Origin of the sequence: Streptomyces sp. WI03-4A (genome assembly GCF_033792105.1) — a bacterium.
Lineage (GTDB): Bacteria > Actinomycetota > Actinomycetes > Streptomycetales > Streptomycetaceae > Streptomyces > Streptomyces collinus_A.
Genome location: NZ_JARAUO010000027.1, coordinates 99058 through 117968 on the forward strand (window position 1 = coordinate 99058; position 18911 = coordinate 117968).

The 18911-nt window shown below is 73.4% G+C and carries 18 protein-coding genes; 11 read left to right on the forward strand and 7 right to left on the reverse strand.

Annotated elements, in window-relative coordinates; translation table 11 throughout:
• Window positions 1-275 precede the first annotated feature (275 nt).
• Complete coding sequence (locus tag PV343_RS25305; protein WP_319149250.1) at window positions 276-701, reverse strand: ATP-binding protein; 426 nt, start codon at window positions 699-701, stop codon at window positions 276-278.
• Between the two features lie 201 nt (window positions 702-902).
• Between PV343_RS25305 and PV343_RS25310 the strand changes: the two genes are divergently transcribed.
• From PV343_RS25310 to PV343_RS25325, 4 genes are all read left to right on the forward strand, one after another.
• Complete coding sequence (locus tag PV343_RS25310) at window positions 903-1670, forward strand: IclR family transcriptional regulator (RefSeq protein ID WP_319149251.1); 768 nt, start codon at window positions 903-905, stop codon at window positions 1668-1670.
• A gap of 48 nt (window positions 1671-1718) precedes the next feature.
• On the forward strand, window positions 1719-3251 hold the full coding sequence (glpK, locus tag PV343_RS25315; RefSeq protein WP_319149252.1) for a glycerol kinase GlpK: 1533 nt from the start codon (window positions 1719-1721) through the stop codon (window positions 3249-3251).
• A 284-nt stretch (window positions 3252-3535) separates the two neighbouring features.
• Window positions 3536-4159: a lasso peptide biosynthesis B2 protein gene (locus PV343_RS25320; RefSeq protein ID WP_319149253.1), complete on the forward strand. Its 624-nt coding sequence runs from the start codon at window positions 3536-3538 to the stop codon at window positions 4157-4159.
• Window position 4160: 1 nt separating this feature from the next.
• On the forward strand, window positions 4161-5966 hold the full coding sequence (locus PV343_RS25325) for an asparagine synthase-related protein (protein ID WP_319149254.1): 1806 nt from the start codon (window positions 4161-4163) through the stop codon (window positions 5964-5966).
• Between the two features lie 99 nt (window positions 5967-6065).
• On the opposite strand, the gene PV343_RS25330 is transcribed toward PV343_RS25325, so the two are convergent.
• Window positions 6066-8246 (reverse strand): SpoIIE family protein phosphatase, encoded by a 2181-nt coding sequence (locus PV343_RS25330; RefSeq protein ID WP_319149255.1) that lies wholly within the window; start codon window positions 8244-8246, stop codon window positions 6066-6068.
• Between the two features lie 151 nt (window positions 8247-8397).
• Between PV343_RS25330 and PV343_RS25335 the strand changes: the two genes are divergently transcribed.
• Genes PV343_RS25335 through PV343_RS25355 form a run of 5 tightly spaced genes read left to right on the forward strand, consistent with a single transcriptional unit; the run spans window position 8398 to window position 11249 of the window.
• A complete protein-coding gene (locus PV343_RS25335) occupies window positions 8398-9111 on the forward strand; it encodes a FadR/GntR family transcriptional regulator (RefSeq protein ID WP_319149256.1) in 714 nt (237 codons plus the stop codon).
• Between the two features lies 1 nt (window position 9112).
• The gene (locus tag PV343_RS25340; protein ID WP_319149257.1) at window positions 9113-9946 is read left to right on the forward strand and encodes a sterol desaturase family protein; all 834 of its coding nucleotides are present in this window, start codon (window positions 9113-9115) and stop codon (window positions 9944-9946) included.
• A gap of 1 nt (window position 9947) precedes the next feature.
• Window positions 9948-10619 carry a lysoplasmalogenase family protein gene (locus tag PV343_RS25345; RefSeq protein ID WP_319149258.1) on the forward strand — a complete coding sequence of 224 codons (672 nt, stop codon included), beginning with the start codon at window positions 9948-9950 and terminating at the stop codon, window positions 10617-10619.
• A gap of 54 nt (window positions 10620-10673) precedes the next feature.
• Window positions 10674-10907, forward strand: a complete 234-nt coding sequence (locus PV343_RS25350) for a DUF2945 domain-containing protein (RefSeq protein WP_319149259.1) — start codon at window positions 10674-10676, stop codon at window positions 10905-10907.
• A 9-nt stretch (window positions 10908-10916) separates the two neighbouring features.
• Entirely contained in the window at window positions 10917-11249 is a 333-nt protein-coding gene (locus tag PV343_RS25355) for a DUF3140 domain-containing protein (RefSeq protein WP_319149260.1), read from the forward strand.
• Between the two features lie 72 nt (window positions 11250-11321).
• Here PV343_RS25355 and PV343_RS25360 read toward each other — a convergent pair whose 3' ends face one another.
• The 5 genes from PV343_RS25360 to PV343_RS25380 are packed head-to-tail and all read right to left on the reverse strand — an operon-like array spanning window position 11322 to window position 16795.
• On the reverse strand, window positions 11322-12341 hold the full coding sequence (locus PV343_RS25360; protein WP_319149261.1) for a histidinol-phosphate transaminase: 1020 nt from the start codon (window positions 12339-12341) through the stop codon (window positions 11322-11324).
• Window positions 12342-12344: 3 nt separating this feature from the next.
• Window positions 12345-13364: a 3-oxoacyl-ACP synthase III family protein gene (locus PV343_RS25365; RefSeq protein ID WP_319149262.1), complete on the reverse strand. Its 1020-nt coding sequence runs from the start codon at window positions 13362-13364 to the stop codon at window positions 12345-12347.
• A complete protein-coding gene (locus PV343_RS25370) occupies window positions 13361-14026 on the reverse strand; it encodes an SRPBCC family protein (protein WP_319149263.1) in 666 nt (221 codons plus the stop codon). The genes PV343_RS25365 and PV343_RS25370 overlap by 4 nt, the downstream gene beginning before the upstream one ends.
• Window positions 13998-15782 (reverse strand): thiamine pyrophosphate-binding protein, encoded by a 1785-nt coding sequence (locus PV343_RS25375; RefSeq protein WP_319149264.1) that lies wholly within the window; start codon window positions 15780-15782, stop codon window positions 13998-14000. The genes PV343_RS25370 and PV343_RS25375 overlap by 29 nt, the downstream gene beginning before the upstream one ends.
• On the reverse strand, window positions 15779-16795 hold the full coding sequence (locus PV343_RS25380) for a GlxA family transcriptional regulator (protein ID WP_319149266.1): 1017 nt from the start codon (window positions 16793-16795) through the stop codon (window positions 15779-15781). The genes PV343_RS25375 and PV343_RS25380 overlap by 4 nt, the downstream gene beginning before the upstream one ends.
• Window positions 16796-17174: 379 nt before the next feature.
• On the opposite strand from PV343_RS25380, the gene PV343_RS25385 reads away from it, so the two are divergent.
• A complete protein-coding gene (locus tag PV343_RS25385) occupies window positions 17175-17378 on the forward strand; it encodes a cold-shock protein (RefSeq protein ID WP_235454530.1) in 204 nt (67 codons plus the stop codon).
• A gap of 90 nt (window positions 17379-17468) precedes the next feature.
• On the forward strand, window positions 17469-18911 hold a 1443-nt coding region (locus PV343_RS25390), incomplete at its 3' end, for a DEAD/DEAH box helicase (protein WP_319149267.1).

An 18911-nucleotide genomic window follows, 5' to 3' on the forward strand; every position in this document is an offset into this window, starting at 1 on the left:
GGGGCCGTGTGGGGGCGGGGAGGCGGCGCTGGGCTGCCGACGCCGTGTGGCGGGGTCGCGGGCCGTGTGGCGGTGGTGAGCCGGGTGCTGGGCCGCGCAAGCCGGGCCGCGGGGGCGCGGCCCGTGGCGCTGGTGAGCCGGATGCGGGGACCGGCGCGAGCGCTCAGGGCCGCGTGGCGTGGCTCGGAGACCGGGGCGGCAGTAGGTCCGGCGGGACAGGTGGGCCGGGTGGGGACCGGTAGCCGGCGGGGACCGGTAGGTCGGGGGTGGGTGTCTCAGACGGCCACGAGGTCCGCCCAGCGGGTGTAGCCGCCCGCGTGGACGCGTATGCCGTGGCGGGTCGCCAGGGCGTGGACGATCTCCTCGCCCCGGCCGTGCTCGTCCGGGTCGATGCCGACACGGGAGTGGCCCGCGGGCAGGGTGGGGCCGGCGTCGGTGACCTCGACGTGCAGGGTGCGGACACCCGCGCCCCGGACCCAGGACAGCCGCAGCACGGCCGGCGGCAGGGCGTGGATCACCGCGTTGGTGAGCAGTTCCGACACCACGAGCAGGGAGTCCTCGACGATCTCCGGGGACACGTCCCACTCGGCGAGTGCCGCGCCCACACCCCGGCGTACGTCGGAGACGGCGCCGGGAACGGGAGGCGTCATCCACACCTGCTCGCAGGTCTCGGGAAGCAGCGTGTCCAGCTGTGCCGCCATGTTCACTCCTCGGGTGTGCTCGGTTGGCCCGGCGCTCGTGCCGCAGCGCGTGTGCCCGGCCTCGATGAACCGTAGGGAGACAAACCGGGCGGGTCAATGAACGTGGGTCGGCATTACCGAACGCCCCGGGCCGTCCCGCCGCTAAAGCGGCCCCGACCTGCCCGCGGAGCGGATCGTCCGCGGCGGTAATACGCTCGCATCATGGCCGGCCCAGTCCAGTCGATCGAGCGGGCGGCGGCGATCCTGCGTCTGCTCGCCGGCGGACCCCGCCGACTCGGGCTCGGCGAGGTGGCCGCCTCGCTCGGGCTGGCGAAGGGCACCGCCCACGGCATCCTGCGCACCCTCCAGCACGTGGACTTCGTGGAGCAGGACGCGGCCACCGGCAAGTACCAGCTCGGAGCCGCCCTGCTGCACCTGGGCACCAGCTACCTGGACGTCAACGAACTGCGCTCGCGCTCGCTGAACTGGGCCGACGCCCTGGCCGCCCGCAGCGGCGAAGCGGTCCGCCTCGGGACTCCGCTGGAGGACCGGGTGCTCGTCGTCCACCACGTGTTCCGGCCGGACGACACGCTCCAGACTTTGGACGTCGGCTCGCTGCTGCCGCTGCACGCCTCCTCGCTGGGCAAGGTGCTGCTGGCCTACGGGACCGCCACCCTGGAGTCGGCCCAGCAGGCGGGCCTCGAGCCGTACACCCGGCACACCCTGGACGCCCCCGAGCAGCTCACCCGGGCGCTCGGCGAGGTCCGGGAGCTCGGCTGGGCCGCCGAGATCCAGGAGATGAGCATGGGCGAGGCCGGCCTCGCCGCGCCGATCCGGGGGCACGGCGGCCTCGTCGTGGGGGCCATCGGGCTGTCCGGCCCCGTCGAGCGGATCTGCGACAGCCAGGGACACCCGCGCGCCGGCCTGATCACCCTGCTCCGGGAGGCCGCGCGGGCGATCTCCAGAGACCTGGGGGCCGCTCGCTGGTAGACGGCCGCACCCCGACCCGCCCCGATCCGTCGGAAGGCAGACCCGATCATGGTCGAACGTCATGTGATGTCCATCGATCAGGGCACCAATTCCACCCGCTGCATCCTGTTCGACCACCGTGGGCGGCTGGTGTCGGTCGCGCAGCGGGAGCACCAGCAGCACTTCCCCCGGCCCGGCTGGGTCGAGCACGACGCCGTGGAGATCTGGCAGAACCTGAGGCGCGTCGTGCCCGAGTCGCTGGCCGCCGCCGGCATCGACCCGGGCCAGGTCGCCGCCATCGGCCTCGCCAACCAGCGGGAGACGACGGTGCTCTGGGACCGGCGGACGGGGGCCCCGCTGGGCCGGGCGATCGTCTGGCAGGACACCCGCACGGCCCCGCTCGTGGAGGAGCTGGCGCGGCGGCCGGGGGAGGACTTCTTCCTGGACCGGTGCGGCCTGCCGCCGTCGACGTACTTCTCCGCACTGCGCGTCCGCTGGCTCTTCGACCACGTCAAGGGCCTGGAACAGCGGGCCAGGGACGGCGAGGTGCTGTTCGGCACGATGGAGACCTGGCTGGTCTGGAACCTCACCGGCGGCGCCGACGGCGGCCTGCACATCACCGACGTCACCAACGCCGGCCGGACCATGCTGATGAACATCCGCACGCTCACCTGGGACGAGGACCTGCTGGCCTTCTTCGGCGTGCCCCGGATCATGCTGCCCGAGATCAGGTCGTCCGCCGAGGTGTACGGCGACGCCCGCGCGCTGCTGCCCGGCGTCGGCATCACGGCAGCCCTCGGCGACCAGCAGGCGGCCCTGTTCGGCCAGACCTGCTTCTCCCCGGGGGAGGCCAAGTGCACCTACGGGACCGGCAGCTTCCTGCTCCTCAACACCGGCACCGAGCCCGTACGCTCCCGGCACGGACTGCTCACCACCGTCGCGTACCGGATCGGGGACCAGGAACCGTTCTACGCGCTGGAGGGCTCCATCGCCGTCACCGGCGCGCTCGTTCAGTGGTTCCGCGACCGCCTGGGCCTGATCAGCAGCGCCCCGGAGATCGAGACCCTGGCGCGGACGGTCGAGGACAACGGCGGCTGCTACATCGTCCCCGCCTTCTCGGGCCTGTTCGCGCCCCGGTGGCGCAGCGACGCCCGCGGCGTCATCGTCGGCCTCACCTCGTACATCACCAAGGGGCACCTGGCGCGAGCCGTGCTGGAGGCCACCGGCTGGCAGACCCGCGAGGTGGTGGACGCCATGAACGCCGACTCCTCCGTGCCGCTCAGGGAACTCAAGGTGGACGGCGGCATGACGGCGGACAACCTGCTCATGCAATTCGTCGCCGACGTGCTCGACGTGCCCGTCGTGCGCCCCATGGTCGCCGAGACGGTCTCCCTGGGCGCCGCCTACGCGGCCGGGCTCGCCGCGGGCTACTGGCCCGATCTGGAGGTCCTGCGCCGCAACTGGCACCGTGCCGGCCAGTGGCTGCCCGACATGGACCCCGCACACCGCGCGGCGGAGTACGAGAACTGGCAGCGCGCCGTGGAACGCTCCCTCGGCTGGGTGAGACAACCCCACCCGGCCGACCCGCCACCGGACGCCTGACGGCCGGTCACCCGCGGTGCGCCGCAGGGCAGCCGCCACGGAACGGCCGCCGATCCGGTCGCGGGTCCGGTTGCGGGTCACGGGCCGCGGAGTAGCCTGGTCTTGATCCCCCCGGCCTGCTCACAGGAGGTGGGCGATGTTTCTCCGACTACTGCGGCGCCGTATGCCGCTCGGTCTTGTCCTTCTCGGCAACGGCCGCCTGATCCGGGGCTTCAGCGGAAGCCACTACGACGGGCACGGATACCAGTCCTGACCCTGTATCGGCAGAACCTGGAGGACGCGCGGTGGCCGAGGACCACGATGCCCTGGAAGCCATGACGCGGATCCTGTCACCCCACTGCCGTGTCACCCGGATGTCCGGCGGAGCCCTCATCGCGGACTGGAGACGGACGAGGTTTCTCGCCCTGACCACCGCTGACCTGCGGAAGTTCGCCGACGAGAGCTCCGCCGAACGTGCCGAACTCGTCACCGGTCTCCGGCGCGCGGGCTGCGCGCCGGGCCGTCGGTCCGAGCACTCGTACGCCGAGGTCGGCCTCTGGCTGCGGGCCACGCATCTGCTGATCCGCACCCTGGGATTCGGCCGCGTCCTGCGGCTCCTGTCCCTGGCGGCCCCGGCCTACGCCCGCACGGACCCTCCCACCGAACAGGACGTCGCCCGGCTCGAGCGCGCGGTGCGCTCGCACAGTCGGCGGAGCTGGCTCGTCGACGACGACTGCAAGGCCGAGGCCGTCACGGCGTTCATCCTGCTGCGGCGGCGCGGACTGCGGGCCGTGCTCCATGTCGGTGTGCGTGAGCACCCGTTCGCCCTGCACGCCTGGACCTCCTCCGGCGGCCTGAGCATCCCCGACGCTGCCCCGCGCGGGCACGCCTTCACGCCCGTGCTCTCGATCGGCAGCGGAGGACGGTGACATGGAAGCGCTCCGCCTTGACTGGGCCGGAGGCGCACCGCGGTTGCGGGCCGCGGCGGACATGGCACGGCAGGGACTCGTGACGGCGCTCACCGCCCCTGCGGGCGCGGCGGTGGTCGTCGGCTGGGCCGGCTCGCACCGTGACCGCGTGGCCGGTGCACGGCGACTCCTGGAGGACTTCGGCCGGCACCGGGCTGCTCCCCGGCCGCCGATCGGTGACTACGCCGCCGTCCTGCTGTACCGCGACCGCGTCGTGCTGCTGCGCGACGAACAGGCGCGGATCCCCCTGTTCTTCAGGGAGTCCGGGGGCCGGGTGAGCGCGGTCGGTACCTCGGCACGCGGCCTCGGCGGCGGCACGGAGCTCGAACGCCGCTACGTGTGCCGGTACCTGACCGGGAATCTGGCCCAACCGCACACGGACCTCACCCCGTTCACCGACGTGTACCGGGTCCTCGGCGGTGAGGTCGTGGAGCTGGCGATCACCGGGCACCTGATCGGCCGGACACGGCCGCACGGCCGGCCGGCCCCCGCGCGGACGCCCCCGGCGGCGGACGGCCCCGACGCCGCCGGGGCCGCGAAGGAACTGCGTCTCGCGCTGGAGAACGCCGTCGACCGCCGCATGGGGACGACGACGGCGTGCCACGTCTCCGGCGGCACCGACTCGACCAGCGTCGCGCTGCTCGCGGCCCGCCGGCCGGCCGCCGGGCAACTGGTGCTGCTCGCCGGCCGTTTCGCCGGCGGCGAGCTGGCCGGGGAGGGGCCCTACCTCGACGAGGCGCTGACCGAGATCCGCCGGCACGCCCCGGACGCCCGCCCGCTGATCGTGGATGCCGACGACGTGGCGGACTTCGACGACTTCCGGCACCACGCGGGTGACTCCGACGAGCCTCAACCACACGCCTTCCGCGCCCCGTTCTGGACCAGGCTGCACACCGCCGCGGCGGAACTGGGCTGCGACGCCCTGCTGACCGGGTGCGGCGCCGATCCGATCGCCGACGCCAACCCCTTCCGCCTGCACCGGCTGGCCCGCACGGGACGGTTCCCGCTGCTGGCGCGAGAGGCACGTGCCTGGGCCGCCGGCGGCGAGCGGGGCGTCCGGGACATCGTCCACGCCTACGTCGTACGGCCCACGCTGCCGCTGACGGCCGAACGGCTCTCGGCCCTCGGCCGCGGCGGGACGGTGCTCGGCGGCCTCGGCGACTTCGGCCGTCCCCGCTGGCTGCGGCCCGTGTTCGCGCGGACCCACGGCTACGGCCGGGCCCGCCTCGCGGAGAGCCGCTTCGTGTTCGGGCGCAGGCCGGAAGAGTCGCTCTACGACGCGGCCAACTACGCCGCCGCACCCGACCTGCTGTCCTGGCACCGGGCACCGGAGGACGGATTCTTCCTCTCCCACCCCTTCCTCGACCCGGAGGTCGTCGCCACGATGCGCCACCTCCCCCCGGCAGCCACGTTCCGGCCGGGCCGCCCGAAGGCGGTGCTCCGCGAGGCCATGGCGGACCTCCTCCCACCCGGCATCCAGGCCCGCACGGCCAAGATCCCCTTCAACCAGCTCTACGCCCGCGGCCTGCGCCGACACGGCGACACACTCCTCGACCTCTGCCACCACGCCCGGCATCCACTGATCGAGGAGATGTTCGACACCTCCGCCCTGTGCCGCGCCCTGCGGGAGGCCGGGCTCGGCATCGGGGACTCGTACGCCTGGGACCGTATGAACAGGGCGCTCGCGCTGGTGGTGTGGCTGGAGCAACTGGACCGGAACCCGGCCACGTTCACCGGATCCTTGCCGGTCACCGCAGGGTTGCCCTGAGGTCCCACGGCGCACGAGGACGACGAATGCCACAGTCGACCCGCTCGGCCGCCGGCCTGACGCCGCCGTCCGACGGGCGGCCGTACGGGGGAGAACGGCTCAGCGGGCCGCGGCCGCCGTGGCGGGCAGGGACTGTTCCGCCCAGATGACCTTTCCCTCGCGGGTGTGCCGGGTGCCCCAGCGTTCGGCGAGCTGGGCGATCAGGAACAGGCCGCGGCCGCCCTCGTCGGTGGTCCGGGCCCGGCGCAGGTGCGGAGCGGTGCTGCTGCCGTCGGAGACCTCAAGGGTCAGGGTGTCCTGAAGGATCATGCGCAGCTGGATGGGGTCGCGGCCGTAACGGACCGCGTTCGTCACCAGTTCGCTGACCATGAGTTCCGTGGCGAACGCCGGCTCCTCCAGGCCCCAGGCGGCCAGTCGCTCCGACGCGTGGACGCGGGCCCCCGCGACGGCCGCCGGGTCGCACGGCAGGTCCAGCGTCGAGACGTGACAGGGGTCGAGTGCCCGGGTGCGGGCGACCAGCAGGGCGACGTCGTCGGACGGGCGGCTCGGCAGCAGTGCGGACAGCAGCCGGTCGCAGGTCTCGTCCAGTGACTCCGGGGCCCGGGCCAGGACGGCGCCCAGCAGGTCGCGCGCGGCGTCCACGTCACGGGTGCGGCTCTCGATGAGGCCGTCGGTGTGCAGGGCCAGCAGGCTGCCCTCGGGCAGTTCGAGCTGGCAGGTCTCGAAGGGGAGCCCGCCCAGGCCCAGGGGCGGGCCGATGGGGATGTCCGGGAAATGCACCGACCGGCGGGCCGGGGAGTCACCGTCCGCGGCCGCGGGGGTGACCACGGCGGGCGACACGTGTCCGGCGCTGGCCAGGGAGCAGGTCCGGGAGACCGGGTCGTAGACCGCGTACAGGCACGTGGCCGTCTCCACCCCGTCCAGCTCCTCCTCGCGCTGGAGGCGGATGATCACGTCGTCCAGGTGCGTCAGCAGCTCGTCGGGCATCAGATCGATGTCCGCGAAGGCGCGGACGGCGGTGCGCAGCCGGCCCATCGTGGCGGAGGCGTGCAGGCCGCGCCCGACGACGTCGCCCACGACCAGCGCGACCCGGGCGCCGGACAGCGGCACCACGTCGTACCAGTCGCCGCCCACGCCCGCGCGGGACCCCGAGGGCAGGTAGCGGGAGGCGGTCTCCACGGCCGAGTGGTCCACCGCCCGCTGCGGCAGCAGGCTGCGCTGGAGGGTGAGCGCGGTGAACCGCTCCTGGCTGTAGCGGCGGGCGTTGTCGATGTACACCGCCGCCGTGGACGCGATCTCCTGGGCGAGCATGAGGTCGTCGTCGTCGAAGGGGACACCGGTCCGCCGGCGGAAGAACTGGGCGAGACCGAGCGGGCGCCCGCGGGCCCGCAGCGGCACCAGCAGCATCGAGTGGAGGCTGGCGGCGTCCGGGCCGTGTGCCCCGTTCCGGGACGGCGCCGGACCCGCGTGCCCGTCGGTGGAGGCGGCGCTGCCGAGCAGGGGCCGCCCGGTGGCCAGGACGCGCGCCGGATCCGTGCCCTCGGGGTAGGTGTGCGTGTGGCCCGTGGCGGACGCCGGGACGGCGGAGTCGTCGAGGACGGACCGCTGGGCGATCCGGCGCAGCAGCGGTGCGTCGGCCGGGGGAGACGCGCCGTTCTCGTGCAGCACGGCCTCCAGGAGGTCGACCACCACGAGGTCGGCGAACTCGTCGGTGCCGACCTCCGCCAGCTCCTCCGCGGTGCGGGCGGTGTCCAGGGTGGTCCCGATCCGCCTGCTCGCCTCGTGGGTCACCAGGAGCCGCCGTTGCAGCCGGTGGTCGCGTTCTTCCTGGTAGGCGGCGACGACCTCCTCCGAACCGCGGTCGACGTAGGCGAAGCCGGTCTCCAGGAGCCTGAGCGTCGCCTCGTTGACGAGCTCCGGATCGCCGGTGAGCCGGCCCGCTGCGGACTGGATCAGCCGGAGCAGGCTCAGGTGGCCCAGCCGGAAGGCGCGCAGCAGCTTGGTGACGGGCACCCCTCTGCGCGCGAACCGGCGACCGATCTCCAGGGCCTCGGACGGCGCCCGGACGGGGCACGCGTCCAGGCCGTGTTCGAGGACGTCCAGGAAGGTGGCCACGTGCCCGGCGGTCTCCCGCGCCGCCAGGGCGGCGATGTCCTCGCACTGCCACAGCTCGGGGAGCTCGTCCCGCATGCTCCGCAGCATCACCTCGACCGACTGGTCCGCCCGCGGCCGCAGCTCGTGAGCCAGGCGCCGGAGGAACACATCGGTGTCGGTGTCCATATGTGGAGTTTACGGGGCACTGTGCCGGAATCGTCGTCCGTGCCCTACGCGGTGACGGTCGGCGCCGCGCGGAGAATCCGGGGGAGACGCCGTCGAGAAAAGCTGGTCCAACCAGTTGACCAGTGCGCACGGCGCCGCCACCCTGATCGCCATGACTCAGGGACACATCCGGCGGGAGGCGGTCTCCGACCAGCTCTTCGCCGTGCTGCGCGACAGGATCCTGGGCGGGGAGCTGCCGGCCGGCGCCGCCCTTACCGCCGAGCGGGACCTGGCGGCCGGGTTCGGGGTGAACCGGCACGCCGTCCGGGAGGCCGTCAAACGGCTCCAGCAGGCGCGGCTGGTGGAGGTCAGCCACGGCGGCCGCACCCTCGTCCTGGACTGGCGGCACACCGCCGGGCTCGACCTCGCCGTGGGGATCGCCGCGGCCGACGCCGGGCCCTCGGTGGCGGACCTCGCCCGGGACGCCCTGGAGATGCGCGCCTGCATCGGGGCCGACGCGGCCCGGCTGTGCGCGCTGCGCTGCTCCGAGGCGGCCGCGGGCGAGATCGTCGAGGCCGCGGGCCGCTACGCCCGTACCGGCCCGGACCTGACCGAGCTGGGCGAGGCGGACGTCGCCTGGTGGCGGCTGATCGTGGAGGGCTCCGGGAACATCGCCTACCTGCTGGCCTTCAACAGCCTGGTGGGCGGCACGCTCCCGGTCGCCGACGTGCCGGACGACCTGCGGACCGCGGAACTCCTCGACGTCGCCGCCCACCAGCGGCTCGCGGCGCACATCGCGGCCCGCGAGGCCGCGGCGGCCGAGCGGCTGGCCCGCGAGCTGCTGTCCCGCAGCGTGCCCGCCACGCGCCGGAAGGCGGTGCGCTGACATGATCCCGGCCGTAGTCTACGCGATACCCGCGTTCGTGCTCCTCGTCGTCGTGGAGGCGCTGTCCTACCGCTTCCTGCCGGACGACGACGAACGCGGATACGAACTGCGCGACACCGTCACCAGCATGTCCATGGGAGCGGGCAGCCAGGTCGTCGCCGTGCCGTGGAAGGCGGTGACGATCCTCCTGTACGCGGCCCTCTACACCGTCGCCCCCTGGCACCTGTCGCCGTCCTCCGCCTGGACCTGGGTCCTGCTGTTCTTCGGCGACGACCTGGCGTACTACGCCTTCCACCGGGCCCACCACCGGGTACGGGTGCTGTGGGCCAGCCACGTGGTCCACCACTCCAGCGTCCGCTTCAACCTCTCGACCGCCCTGCGCCAGAGCTGGACCCCGATGACGGGCCTGCCGTTCTGGCTGCCCCTGGCGCTGCTCGGCCTGCCGCCCTGGATGATCCTGCTCCAGCAGGCGTTCAGCCTCGTCTACCAGTTCTTCCTGCACACCGAGCGGGTGGAGCGGCTGTGGCGGCCGGTGGAGTGGTTCTTCAACACGCCCTCCCACCACCGCGTCCACCACGGCTCGAACAACGCGTACCTGGACCGCAACTACGGCGGGATCCTCATCGTCTGGGACCGGCTGTTCGGCACGTTCGAACCGGAGGGCGAGCGTGTGGTGTACGGCCTGACGAAGAACATCGACACCTACAACCCGGTGCGGGTGGCCTTCCACGAGTTCGCGGCCGCCTGGCGCGACGTCCGCGCGGCGACGCGCTGGCGCGACCGGGCCGGCTACCTCTTCGGGCCGCCCGGCTGGGCACCCCGGACGGAGGCGTGAGATGCCGCGGCTGATCCTGGCCTTCGCCGCGCTCGCCGCCCTCGACATCGCCGGGGTCGCGGCCGGCCTGCCGGCCCTGGAGTGGGTCGCCAAACCCCTCCTCGCGCCCGTGCTCGCCGTCCACCTGTGGCGGCTGACCGGCACCCGGCACGCCCGGGTCCTGGCCGGCCTCGGTCTCGCCGCCGCCGGTGACGTGGCCCTGATGCTGCCGGGCCGGGCGGCCTTCGCCGTCGGGCTCGGGTTCTTCCTGGGCGCGCAGCTGTGCTGGACGGCGGCGTTCGTGCGGGCGGGCGCCCTCCGGCATCTGCGCTCCCGCCGCCTGCTGTGCGCCGTCCACGGCGTCGGCTGGGCCGCGGCGGTCGCCGTCCTCGCGCCCGCGCTCGGGCTGTTCCTCGGCGTCGCGGTGGCCGGGTACGCGCTGGCCCTGGTCACCATGGCGCTCACCGCACGCGTGCGGGGGCCGCGGGCGGCCTGGGGCGGCCTCGTCTTCCTCGGCTCCGACCTGCTCGTCGGACTGGGAGCCGCGGGCATCGACTTCCCCGGGCAGGGCGTGCTGGTCATGGTCACGTACACCCTGGCCCTCGCCCTGATCACCACCGCCGTCGCCGCGGCGGAGCCGGGCCCGGCGGACGGCGCCGCACCGGTGCCGTCCGCCCTTGAGCTGCGAACCTGACCGGACGCCCGCACGCTGGAGAGACAGCCCGCTTCCCGGCGAAGGAGCGTCCGCATGGCCAAGGACCGTGGTGAGGACAAGAAGCTCAGGAAGGGCGACGACGTGACCTGGAGGAGTCACGGCGGTCAGGCCGAGGGCACGGTGGAGAAGAAGATCACCAAGCGCACCGAGGCGGCGGGCCGCACGGTGGACGCCTCGCCCGAGGACCCGCAGTACCAGGTCCGCAGCGACAAGTCCGGCGGCTCCGCGGTGCACAAGCCGTCCGCGCTCAAGAAGAAGAAGAAGTGAGCCGGCGGCGTGGACGACACCGAACGCGAGGAGACCTGGGACGAGTTCCGTGAGCTGGTGAACATGACACCGGCCGAACTAGACAAGTGGCTGGAGTCCGACGACTCCCGCGACGCCGGGGACCACAAGGCCGGAGGCGAGTCCACGGGACACGCCTCCGGCCGCCGGATCACACAGATCCTCCGGGCGAGGAAGAGCGACCTCTCCGACGACGACTACCGGCACATGCGCAAGGTGGTCGGCTACATCCACCGCCACCTCGCCCAGCGCCCGTCCGGCGACGTACGGGACACCCGCTGGCGGTACTCCCTGATGAACTGGGGTCACGACCCGCTGTCCTGACCGGTACCGGCCCCGATCCTTCCGCCCCGACGGGGGTCCGCCTCGAACCGCCCGTCCCGACGGCGGCCCGCCTCACGGGCGCGCCCCGCTCAGCCGTGCCCGCGCTCCCGCCAGCGCGCCCAGCACCGCGTCGTTGGCCTCGCGGTCGCCGACGGTGAGCCGCAGGCCCTCGCCGGGGTAGTGGCGCACCTGGACACCCGCTCCGGTGAGGGCCGCGGCGGCCTCGTCGACCGGGTCGGGCGCCGCCAGCCAGACGGAGTTGGCGTGGCTGGGGCCGATGTCCCAGCCGAGCGAGGCGAGTTCGCGCAGGAGCCGTTCGCGTTCGGCCACGACCGCGTCCACGCGCAGGCGCAGCTCGTCCTCGGCCCGCAGCGAGGCCAGCACCGCGGCCGTCGCCACCGCGTTGACCCCGAACGGCAGTTGGCGCCCCCGGACCCGCGCCACCAATCCGGCCGCGCCGAGTCCGTAGCCGACCCGCAGCGCGGCGAGACCGTAGGCCTTCGAAAAGGTGCGCAGCACCAGCAGGTTGGGGTGCGTGTCCAGGAGCGCGAGCGAGTCCGGCAGGTCGGGGTGGCGGGCGAACTCCACGTACGCCTCGTCGAGGAGCACCGTGACGTGCGGCGGGACGCGGCGCAGGAACGCCGACAGCGCGCCGGCGGTGACCAGGCTGCCGGTGGGGTTGTGCGGATTGCACAGCACAACGACCCGGGTGCGGGGGCCGAGCGCCGCGAGCAGGGCCCGGAGGTCCTGGTGCCCGTCCGCTGTCAGGGGAACGGGGACCGGCCGGGCACCTGCCATGCCGGCCAGGAGCGGGTAGGCGTCGAACGAGCGCCAGCCGTACACCACCGTGTCGCCCGGCCGGACCACCGCCTGGAGCAACTGCAGGGCCACGCCGACCGATCCGCTGCCGACCGCGACACGGTCGGGAGCCACCCCGCACCACGCGGCGATCCGCTCGGTGAGCTCGTCGGGGTGGAACGGCGGGTAGCGGTGGGCCCGGTCGACGGCCCGTCGCATCGCCTCCCGCACCGACGGCAGCGGGGGATACGGACTCTCGTTCAGGGCGAGCCGGTGCGGCACCGGGACCTCCATGCCTCAGCCCCGTCCGCCGTGCCAGCGCACGGCGACGGCACCGGCGAAGTCGCCCGCGTGCGCGAAGCCGCCCAGCACCACCAGGTCGCCGTCCGCCACCCGCCCGGAGGCGAGGGCGCGCTCCAGGGTGATCGGTATCGCCGCGCCGAACAGGTTCCCGTACGCGTCGAAGGTGTTCAGGTGCCGTTCCGGCGGCAGTTGCAGCGCCTCCCGCCAGTTCCGCAGGAAGGTGCGGTTGGGCTGGTTGGTGATGAGGACGTCGATGTCGGAGGTCGGCACGCCGAGCCGCCCGCACAGGTCCGTGACCACCTCGGGGACCAGGCGGTTCCCCCGCGCCAGGACCTTGGCGACGCTCGCGTCGGTGAACCCGATCCGCAGCTGGGACTCTCCCGGCTCCCAGTACTTGCGGCCGTCGTCGACCGCCACGGTCATGTCGCCCGCGTACGCCCCGATGTGCCGGGTCTCCACGTCCAGCACCGGCGACCCGGCCGACGTCGTCACGTACCCGACACCGCACCCGTCGCCCGGGATCGCGGCCTGCGCCAGCCTGCGCACCTCGGACTGGGTGAACCACTGCCCTGCGGCGCTCTGCGCGTTGCAGATCAGCGCGGTTCGCGCGTCGGTGGTGGTGAGGATCTGCCGGGCCAGCTTCAGCATGTGGACGAACGACGCGCAACCCGCGTTGGCCACGTCGACGAGCCACTCCGGATTCAGGCCCAGCCGGCGCGCCACCTCGGTCCCGGCGCCCACGAACGGCAGGTCGGGCAGCTGACTGTGCACGAGCAGCACGTCGACGTCCCGGATCTCCGCCGCGCCGTGCCGCTCGATGAGGGGCTGTACGGCGCGCTCGATCATGTCGGCGTTGGTCTCGTCCCTGGCCACGTGGTGCCGTGACGGCGGCACCTTGAACATGGGGTGGTCGCGGAGCTTGTCCTCGGCGCCGGGGTACTGCGTGTAGAACTCCGCGGGGACCGGGTCGCCGGGCAGGTAGCAGGCGACGTCGGTGAGGCTGACCGTGGTCACCGGCTCACCGCCCGGGCGGGCGCCGAACCGATCGGCAGTCCGCCCCGGTGCCGGTGTTCCAGGATGGCCTTGAGGTTGCGCATCTCCACGGTGTGCCCGGCGTAGAAGAGGTCCCAGTAGTCGCCCACCCAGGGCCGGTCCGGGCGCGGGGCCAGTTCGGGGTGCGGGTTGTCGTCGTAGTGGGGGTGCCGGCAGTTGGTCCAGGTGATCACCGAGCCCGGCCGGCCGAGGACCAGGGAGGCCGGGACCACCCGCATCAGGTAGATCATCCAGAGCTGGTCGCCCTGGTCCCACGAGCAGTGGTAGTCCACGGTCATGGCCTCGGGGTTCGCGACCACCTCGCAGTAGATCCGGGTGTCGTCCTCCAGCCGGTCGTACCCGGCCCACAGCCCCGGTGTGCCGGTGGGCGCGAAGTCCCGCAGGCTGAAGGTCCACTCCTCCAAGTGGTGCCCTTGACGGAGGTAGTCGTAGGCCTGCTCCGGGGGGCAGTCGACGTACTCGTGGATGGTGCAGTACTGCCCGTACACCTGGTGGTGGGGGTAGACGGCGTGGGTGAGTTCCATGCAGTGGGCGGTCACTTCCTCCTTGGCGGTGCTCTCGATCCGCATCAGGCCGGGGACGCCGGCCAGCCTGTCAGCCGACGTGGACGACTCCTCGCTCATCTGAACCCTCCTTGTTCGTGGTCGTGTTGCTCGTGGTCGCGTCGCGGGTGAAGGACTGGAAGGGCAGGAACGGCGGTATCTCCCGCGGGTCGCAGGTCACCGCGACGAGGGCCGGGCCCCTGCCCGCGTTGGCCCGCGACAGCGCCGTGCGCAGCTGCGCCGCGTCGGTGGCCCCCGTGGCCCTCAGGGACGGGAAGGCGGCGGCCACTCCGGCGGCGATGTCGGCCGGGGCGAACAGGTCGTCGGCGCGGCCGCCGCCCTGCAGGAACTCCTCCCGCAGCGCGCACATGGCGTGCGCGTTGTTGTTGAAGATCACGAAGGTGACGGGCGCGTCGTACTCCACGGCCGTGTGCACCTCCATGCCGTGCATGAAGAACGCCCCGTCGCCGGCGAGCACGTAGGTACGGCGACCCGTGGCCAGCGCGGCCCCGATGCCGGCGCCGAAGGTGTAGCCCATGCCGCCCATGCCGAGCGCCACCACGAACCGGCCGTGGCGGGGCGCGGGCAGGAGATGGATCGCGGCGGCCCCCGTGTTGCCCGCGTCCACGAACACGTGCGCGTCCTCCGGGAGCGCCGCCTCCACGGCGGCCACCGCCCGCGCCTGCGGCACGGTGCGCTCGCCCGCGGGGACGGTGCCCTCGGCCGCCGGGGCGGCCGGTTCCGGCAGGGCGACGGGAACCGGACCGGCGTGCGGCGGGCAGGGACGGGCGCGCGGGTGCGACGGCAGCCGGGCGGTCACCGCGCGCAGCGCGTCCCGCAGGTTCCCGCCCAGCGCGGTGGCGGGCACGAACGGCGGTTCGGGGCCGAGGCAGACGACCCGGGTCGTGGCCAGGGCCCGGTCGAGGCCGCCGCGCGCCAGGAGCGGCAGCCGGGTGCCGACCAGCAGACACACCTCGGCCCGCCGCAGGCAGTCCGCCACGTTGGCGTGGCCCATCACCCCGGCCACACCGGCGAACCGCGGGTCCCGGTTGTCGAAGACGTCCTTGGCGTCCGGTGTGACCGCCACCCACGCCCCCAAGCACCGGGCCAGCACGGCCAGTTCGTCCCGCGCGTCGGCGGCGGCGACGTCCTCGCCGGCGATGACGAGGACACGGCCGGCCCCGCGCAGTGCGTCGCAGACGGCGCCGACGGCGGCCGGGTCGAGCGGCGCGGCGGGGGCGGCGGGGGCGTCCTCCGGCGCGTGTGGGGGCAGCCGGACCGGGGCCTGCTGCACGTCCTTGGGCAGCAGCAGTACGGCCGGCCCCCGCGGAGCGGCCTGTGCCGCCGCGAGCGCCCGGGGCAGCAGCTCCGCGAGCGAGTCCGGGTCGTCCACCCGCGCGCAGAACCGGGTCACGGGCGCGAAGATTTCCCGCGCGTCGAAGGAGCCCGCCCTGCCGCTGGTGTCCTGGAACGCCCCCTGCCCCTCCTGGCCGGTCGGCGGCTGGCCGACGAGGGCCAGCACGGGCACCCGGGAGGCGTACGCCTCCGCCAGGCCCGGCACCAGGTTCATCGCCCCGCCGCCCGAGGTGGCGGCGACGACGCCGACGCGCCCGGTGGTCCGCGCGTACCCGTCGGCCATGGTGACGGCGGAGAACTCGTGCTTGGCGACGACTCCGCGGACGGCTCCGCCCCGGTGCACCGCGTCGTACAGGTCCTCGATGTTCGCGCCGCCGACGCCGAACAGGTGGGTGACGCCCGCCGCGGCGAGTTCCGCGGCCAGCCGGTCGACCAGGCGCACCGGTTCCGCCGCGTGCGGGTCCGGGGTCGTGGTGGTCATGCGGGGCTCCCCTCCGGCTCGTGGTGCCGGTCGACGAGGCCGGCCGGCGAGATGACCTGGAAGCGGTGCCGGTACTCCCTGGGAGTGAGGCCCAGGCTCCGCCCGAAGGAGCGGAAGAACGTCTCGGTGGCGGCGAATCCGCAGCGGCCGGCTATCTGGCTGATCGTCAGGTCCGTGGTCTCCAGCAGCTCGCGCGCTCGGGCGATCCGCGTCCGCCCGACGTACTGCCCCGGCGTGAGGCCCACCTCGCGCCGGAAGACCCGGGCGAAGTTGCGCTGGCTCATGTTGGCCCGCCGGGCGATCTCGGCCACGGGCAGCGGCTTGTCCAGGTTGCCCTGGATCCACTCCTGCGCCGCCCGGATCGGCGGGTGGTCGGCGAGCTGCGCGTCGAGGACGGCGCTGTACTGGGACTGCCCGCCGTGCCGCTTGAGGAACAGCACCAGGAACCGCGCCGTCTCCAGCGCGAGCGCCGATCCGTGATCGGCCTCCACCAGGGCCAGCGCCATGTCGATCCCCGTCGACACACCCGCGGAGGTCACGAAGGGCCCGTCCCAGACGAAGATCGGCTCCGCGTCCACGGTCACGTCCGGATAGCGGTGCGCCATCGCGTCGCTGTACGCCCAGTGGGTGGTGGCGCGTCTGCCGTCGAGCAGACCCGCCTCGGCCAGCAGGAAGGACCCGCCGCACACGGAGGCGATCCGGCGCGAGCGAGCCGCCGCCCCGCCGATCCAGGACACCAGCGCCCGGTCCCGCAGCGCTTCGTCGAGGCTCCAGCCGCCCGGCACCAGGAGCGTGTCGATCGGCCCCTGTCCCGCGTCGAGCGGCGAGGCCTCCAGCACCACCCCCGAACTCATGCGCACCAGCGGTGCGTCTGCGGAGACGAAGTCGGTCCGGTAGGGGATGCCCGAGGGTCCCAGCAGCCGGTTCGCCATGTCGAACACTTCAATAGGGCCGGTGATGTCCAGGGCCATCGCCCCGGCGTACACCACGACCACCACACGTCGCTGCAACACGGTCACAGCCTGTATCGGACGCCGCACTGGCTGCAATGACAGATTACTGACGTATCCGGCCAGCCGGCGGTGCCGGGGCGGTGCCGGAACGGTGCGGCAGGGGTGCTGGCGAGGCACTTCGCGCGCCCTCCGCGCGCCCATCGCGCACCGGGCCGGCGACGCTGGGTGAGGCAGCTCACAGGGCCTGGGTGCGACAGGTCACGGAGCGCCGACGCGCCGGCGCTCCGCCCGGACCGACAGGGCTGTGCTAAGGTTTGCGTGTTGCAGTTGTGGTACCCATGAACCTATGTGCGCCTGACGGGAATGTTTTCTCCTGCAGGCGCACTATTTGTTTTCCGGCATCTCCGGATGGGGCCTCTGCCTACAGAAGGAGAAAGTCATGGCACAGGGAATCGTGAAGTGGTTCAACTCTGAAAAGGGTTTCGGCTTCATCGCGCAGGACGGCGGCGGTCCGGACGTCTTCGCCCACTACTCGAACATCGCCACCCAGGGCTTCCGTGAGCTCCAGGAGGGCCAGCGGGTCTCGTTCGACGTCACGCAGGGCCAGAAGGGCCCGCAGGCGGAGAACATCGTCCCCGCCTGATCGCCGGACGCATATTCGCGCACCGGGGTCCGCGCCGTCATGGTGCGGACCCCGGTTCGTGCTGTTTCCAGGAAGGCAGAAATCATCCGCATGCCCCGCAGGTCCCAGAAGCCGAGCCGACGCGCCTCGTCGCCCTCGCCCGCGCCGTCGTCTCCGAAGGAATTCCGGCTGCCGGAAAGCACGACACCCGCTCTTCCCGCCGTCGAGGACTTCGCCGATCTGGACATGCCTCCGGGACTGCTGAAGACCCTCACCGCGCAGGGCGTCACCACCCCGTTCCCCATCCAGGCCGCCACGCTGCCCAACTCGCTCGCCGGCCGTGACCTGCTGGGGCGGGGCCGTACCGGCTCCGGCAAGACACTCGCGTTCGGCCTGGCGCTGCTGGCCCGCACCGCCGGACTGCGCGCCGAGCCCAAGGCGCCCCTCGCACTGGTGCTGGTCCCCACCCGGGAACTCGCCCAGCAGGTGGCCGACGCGCTGACCCCCTACGCGACGGCCGTGAACCTCCGGCTCGCCACCGTGGTCGGCGGCCTTTCCATCACCAAGCAGGCCACCACGCTCCGGCGCGGCGCCGAGGTGCTCGTGGCGACCCCCGGCAGGCTCAACGACCTGGTGGAGCGCGGCGACTGCGTGCTCGGCGACGTCCGCATCACGGTGCTGGACGAGGCCGACCAGATGACCGACATGGGCTTCCTGCCGCAGATCACCCGGGTGATCCAGCAGGTCCGGCCCGACGGTCAGCGGATGCTCTTCTCGGCCACCCTGGACCGCAACATCGACCGCCTGGTGCAGCGGTTCCTGACCGACCCCGTGGTGCACTCCGTGGACCCGTCGGCGGGCGCGGTGACCACCATGGAGCACCACGTGCTCCACGTCCTGGACGAGACCGACAAGAAGGCCGTCACCACGCGCATCGCCGCCCGCGACGGCCGGGTCATCCTGTTCCTCGACACCAAGCGGTCCGCCGACCGGCTCGCCAAGCGGCTCCTGGCCGTCGGCGTGCGGGCGGCGGCGCTGCACGGAGGCCGCTCGCAGCCGCAGCGCAACCGCACCCTGGAGCAGTTCAAGAACGGTCAGGTGACCGCCCTGGTGGCGACGAACGTCGCGGCCCGCGGCATACACGTCGACGACCTCGACCTCGTCGTCAACGTCGATCCCCCCACCGACCACAAGGACTACCTCCACCGGGGCGGCCGCACGGCCCGCGCCGGCGGTTCCGGCAGCGTGGTCACGCTGGTCCTGCCCGACCAGAAGCGGGACGTCACCCGGCTCATGTCCGACGCGGGCATCCGCCCCCGGACAGCCCGCGTCACGTCGAGCGACGCGGAACTGGCCACCATCACCGGCGCCCGCGAGCCCTCCGGCGTGGCCGTCACCATCGAGGTGCCCCAGCCCGCGACGCCGCCGGCGTCCCGCCCGGACCGCAAGTCCGGCGGCCGCTCCTCGCGCCGCCGCGGCGGCACCGACACGGCGGCGGCCACCGCAAGGACGGGCGGCCGCGGCGCCGACCGGCGAGGCGGCACGTCCTCCGGG

Bases quoted from the DNA above. Each gene is read 5' to 3' on its own strand.
- PV343_RS25305 (WP_319149250.1), bottom strand. From the start codon at position 701: ATGGCGGCACAGCTGGACACGCTGCTTCCCGAGACCTGCGAGCAGGTG.
- PV343_RS25310 (WP_319149251.1), top strand. From the start codon at position 903: ATGGCCGGCCCAGTCCAGTCGATCGAGCGGGCGGCGGCGATCCTGCGT.
- glpK (WP_319149252.1), top strand. From the start codon at position 1,719: ATGGTCGAACGTCATGTGATGTCCATCGATCAGGGCACCAATTCCACC.
- PV343_RS25325 (WP_319149254.1), top strand. From the start codon at position 4,161: ATGGAAGCGCTCCGCCTTGACTGGGCCGGAGGCGCACCGCGGTTGCGG.
- PV343_RS25330 (WP_319149255.1), bottom strand. From the start codon at position 8,246: ATGGACACCGACACCGATGTGTTCCTCCGGCGCCTGGCTCACGAGCTG.
- PV343_RS25335 (WP_319149256.1), top strand. From the start codon at position 8,398: ATGACTCAGGGACACATCCGGCGGGAGGCGGTCTCCGACCAGCTCTTC.
- PV343_RS25340 (WP_319149257.1), top strand. From the start codon at position 9,113: ATGATCCCGGCCGTAGTCTACGCGATACCCGCGTTCGTGCTCCTCGTC.
- PV343_RS25345 (WP_319149258.1), top strand. From the start codon at position 9,948: ATGCCGCGGCTGATCCTGGCCTTCGCCGCGCTCGCCGCCCTCGACATC.
- PV343_RS25350 (WP_319149259.1), top strand. From the start codon at position 10,674: ATGGCCAAGGACCGTGGTGAGGACAAGAAGCTCAGGAAGGGCGACGAC.
- PV343_RS25360 (WP_319149261.1), bottom strand. From the start codon at position 12,341: ATGGAGGTCCCGGTGCCGCACCGGCTCGCCCTGAACGAGAGTCCGTAT.
- PV343_RS25370 (WP_319149263.1), bottom strand. From the start codon at position 14,026: ATGAGCGAGGAGTCGTCCACGTCGGCTGACAGGCTGGCCGGCGTCCCC.
- PV343_RS25375 (WP_319149264.1), bottom strand. From the start codon at position 15,782: ATGACCACCACGACCCCGGACCCGCACGCGGCGGAACCGGTGCGCCTG.
- PV343_RS25385 (WP_235454530.1), top strand. From the start codon at position 17,175: ATGGCACAGGGAATCGTGAAGTGGTTCAACTCTGAAAAGGGTTTCGGC.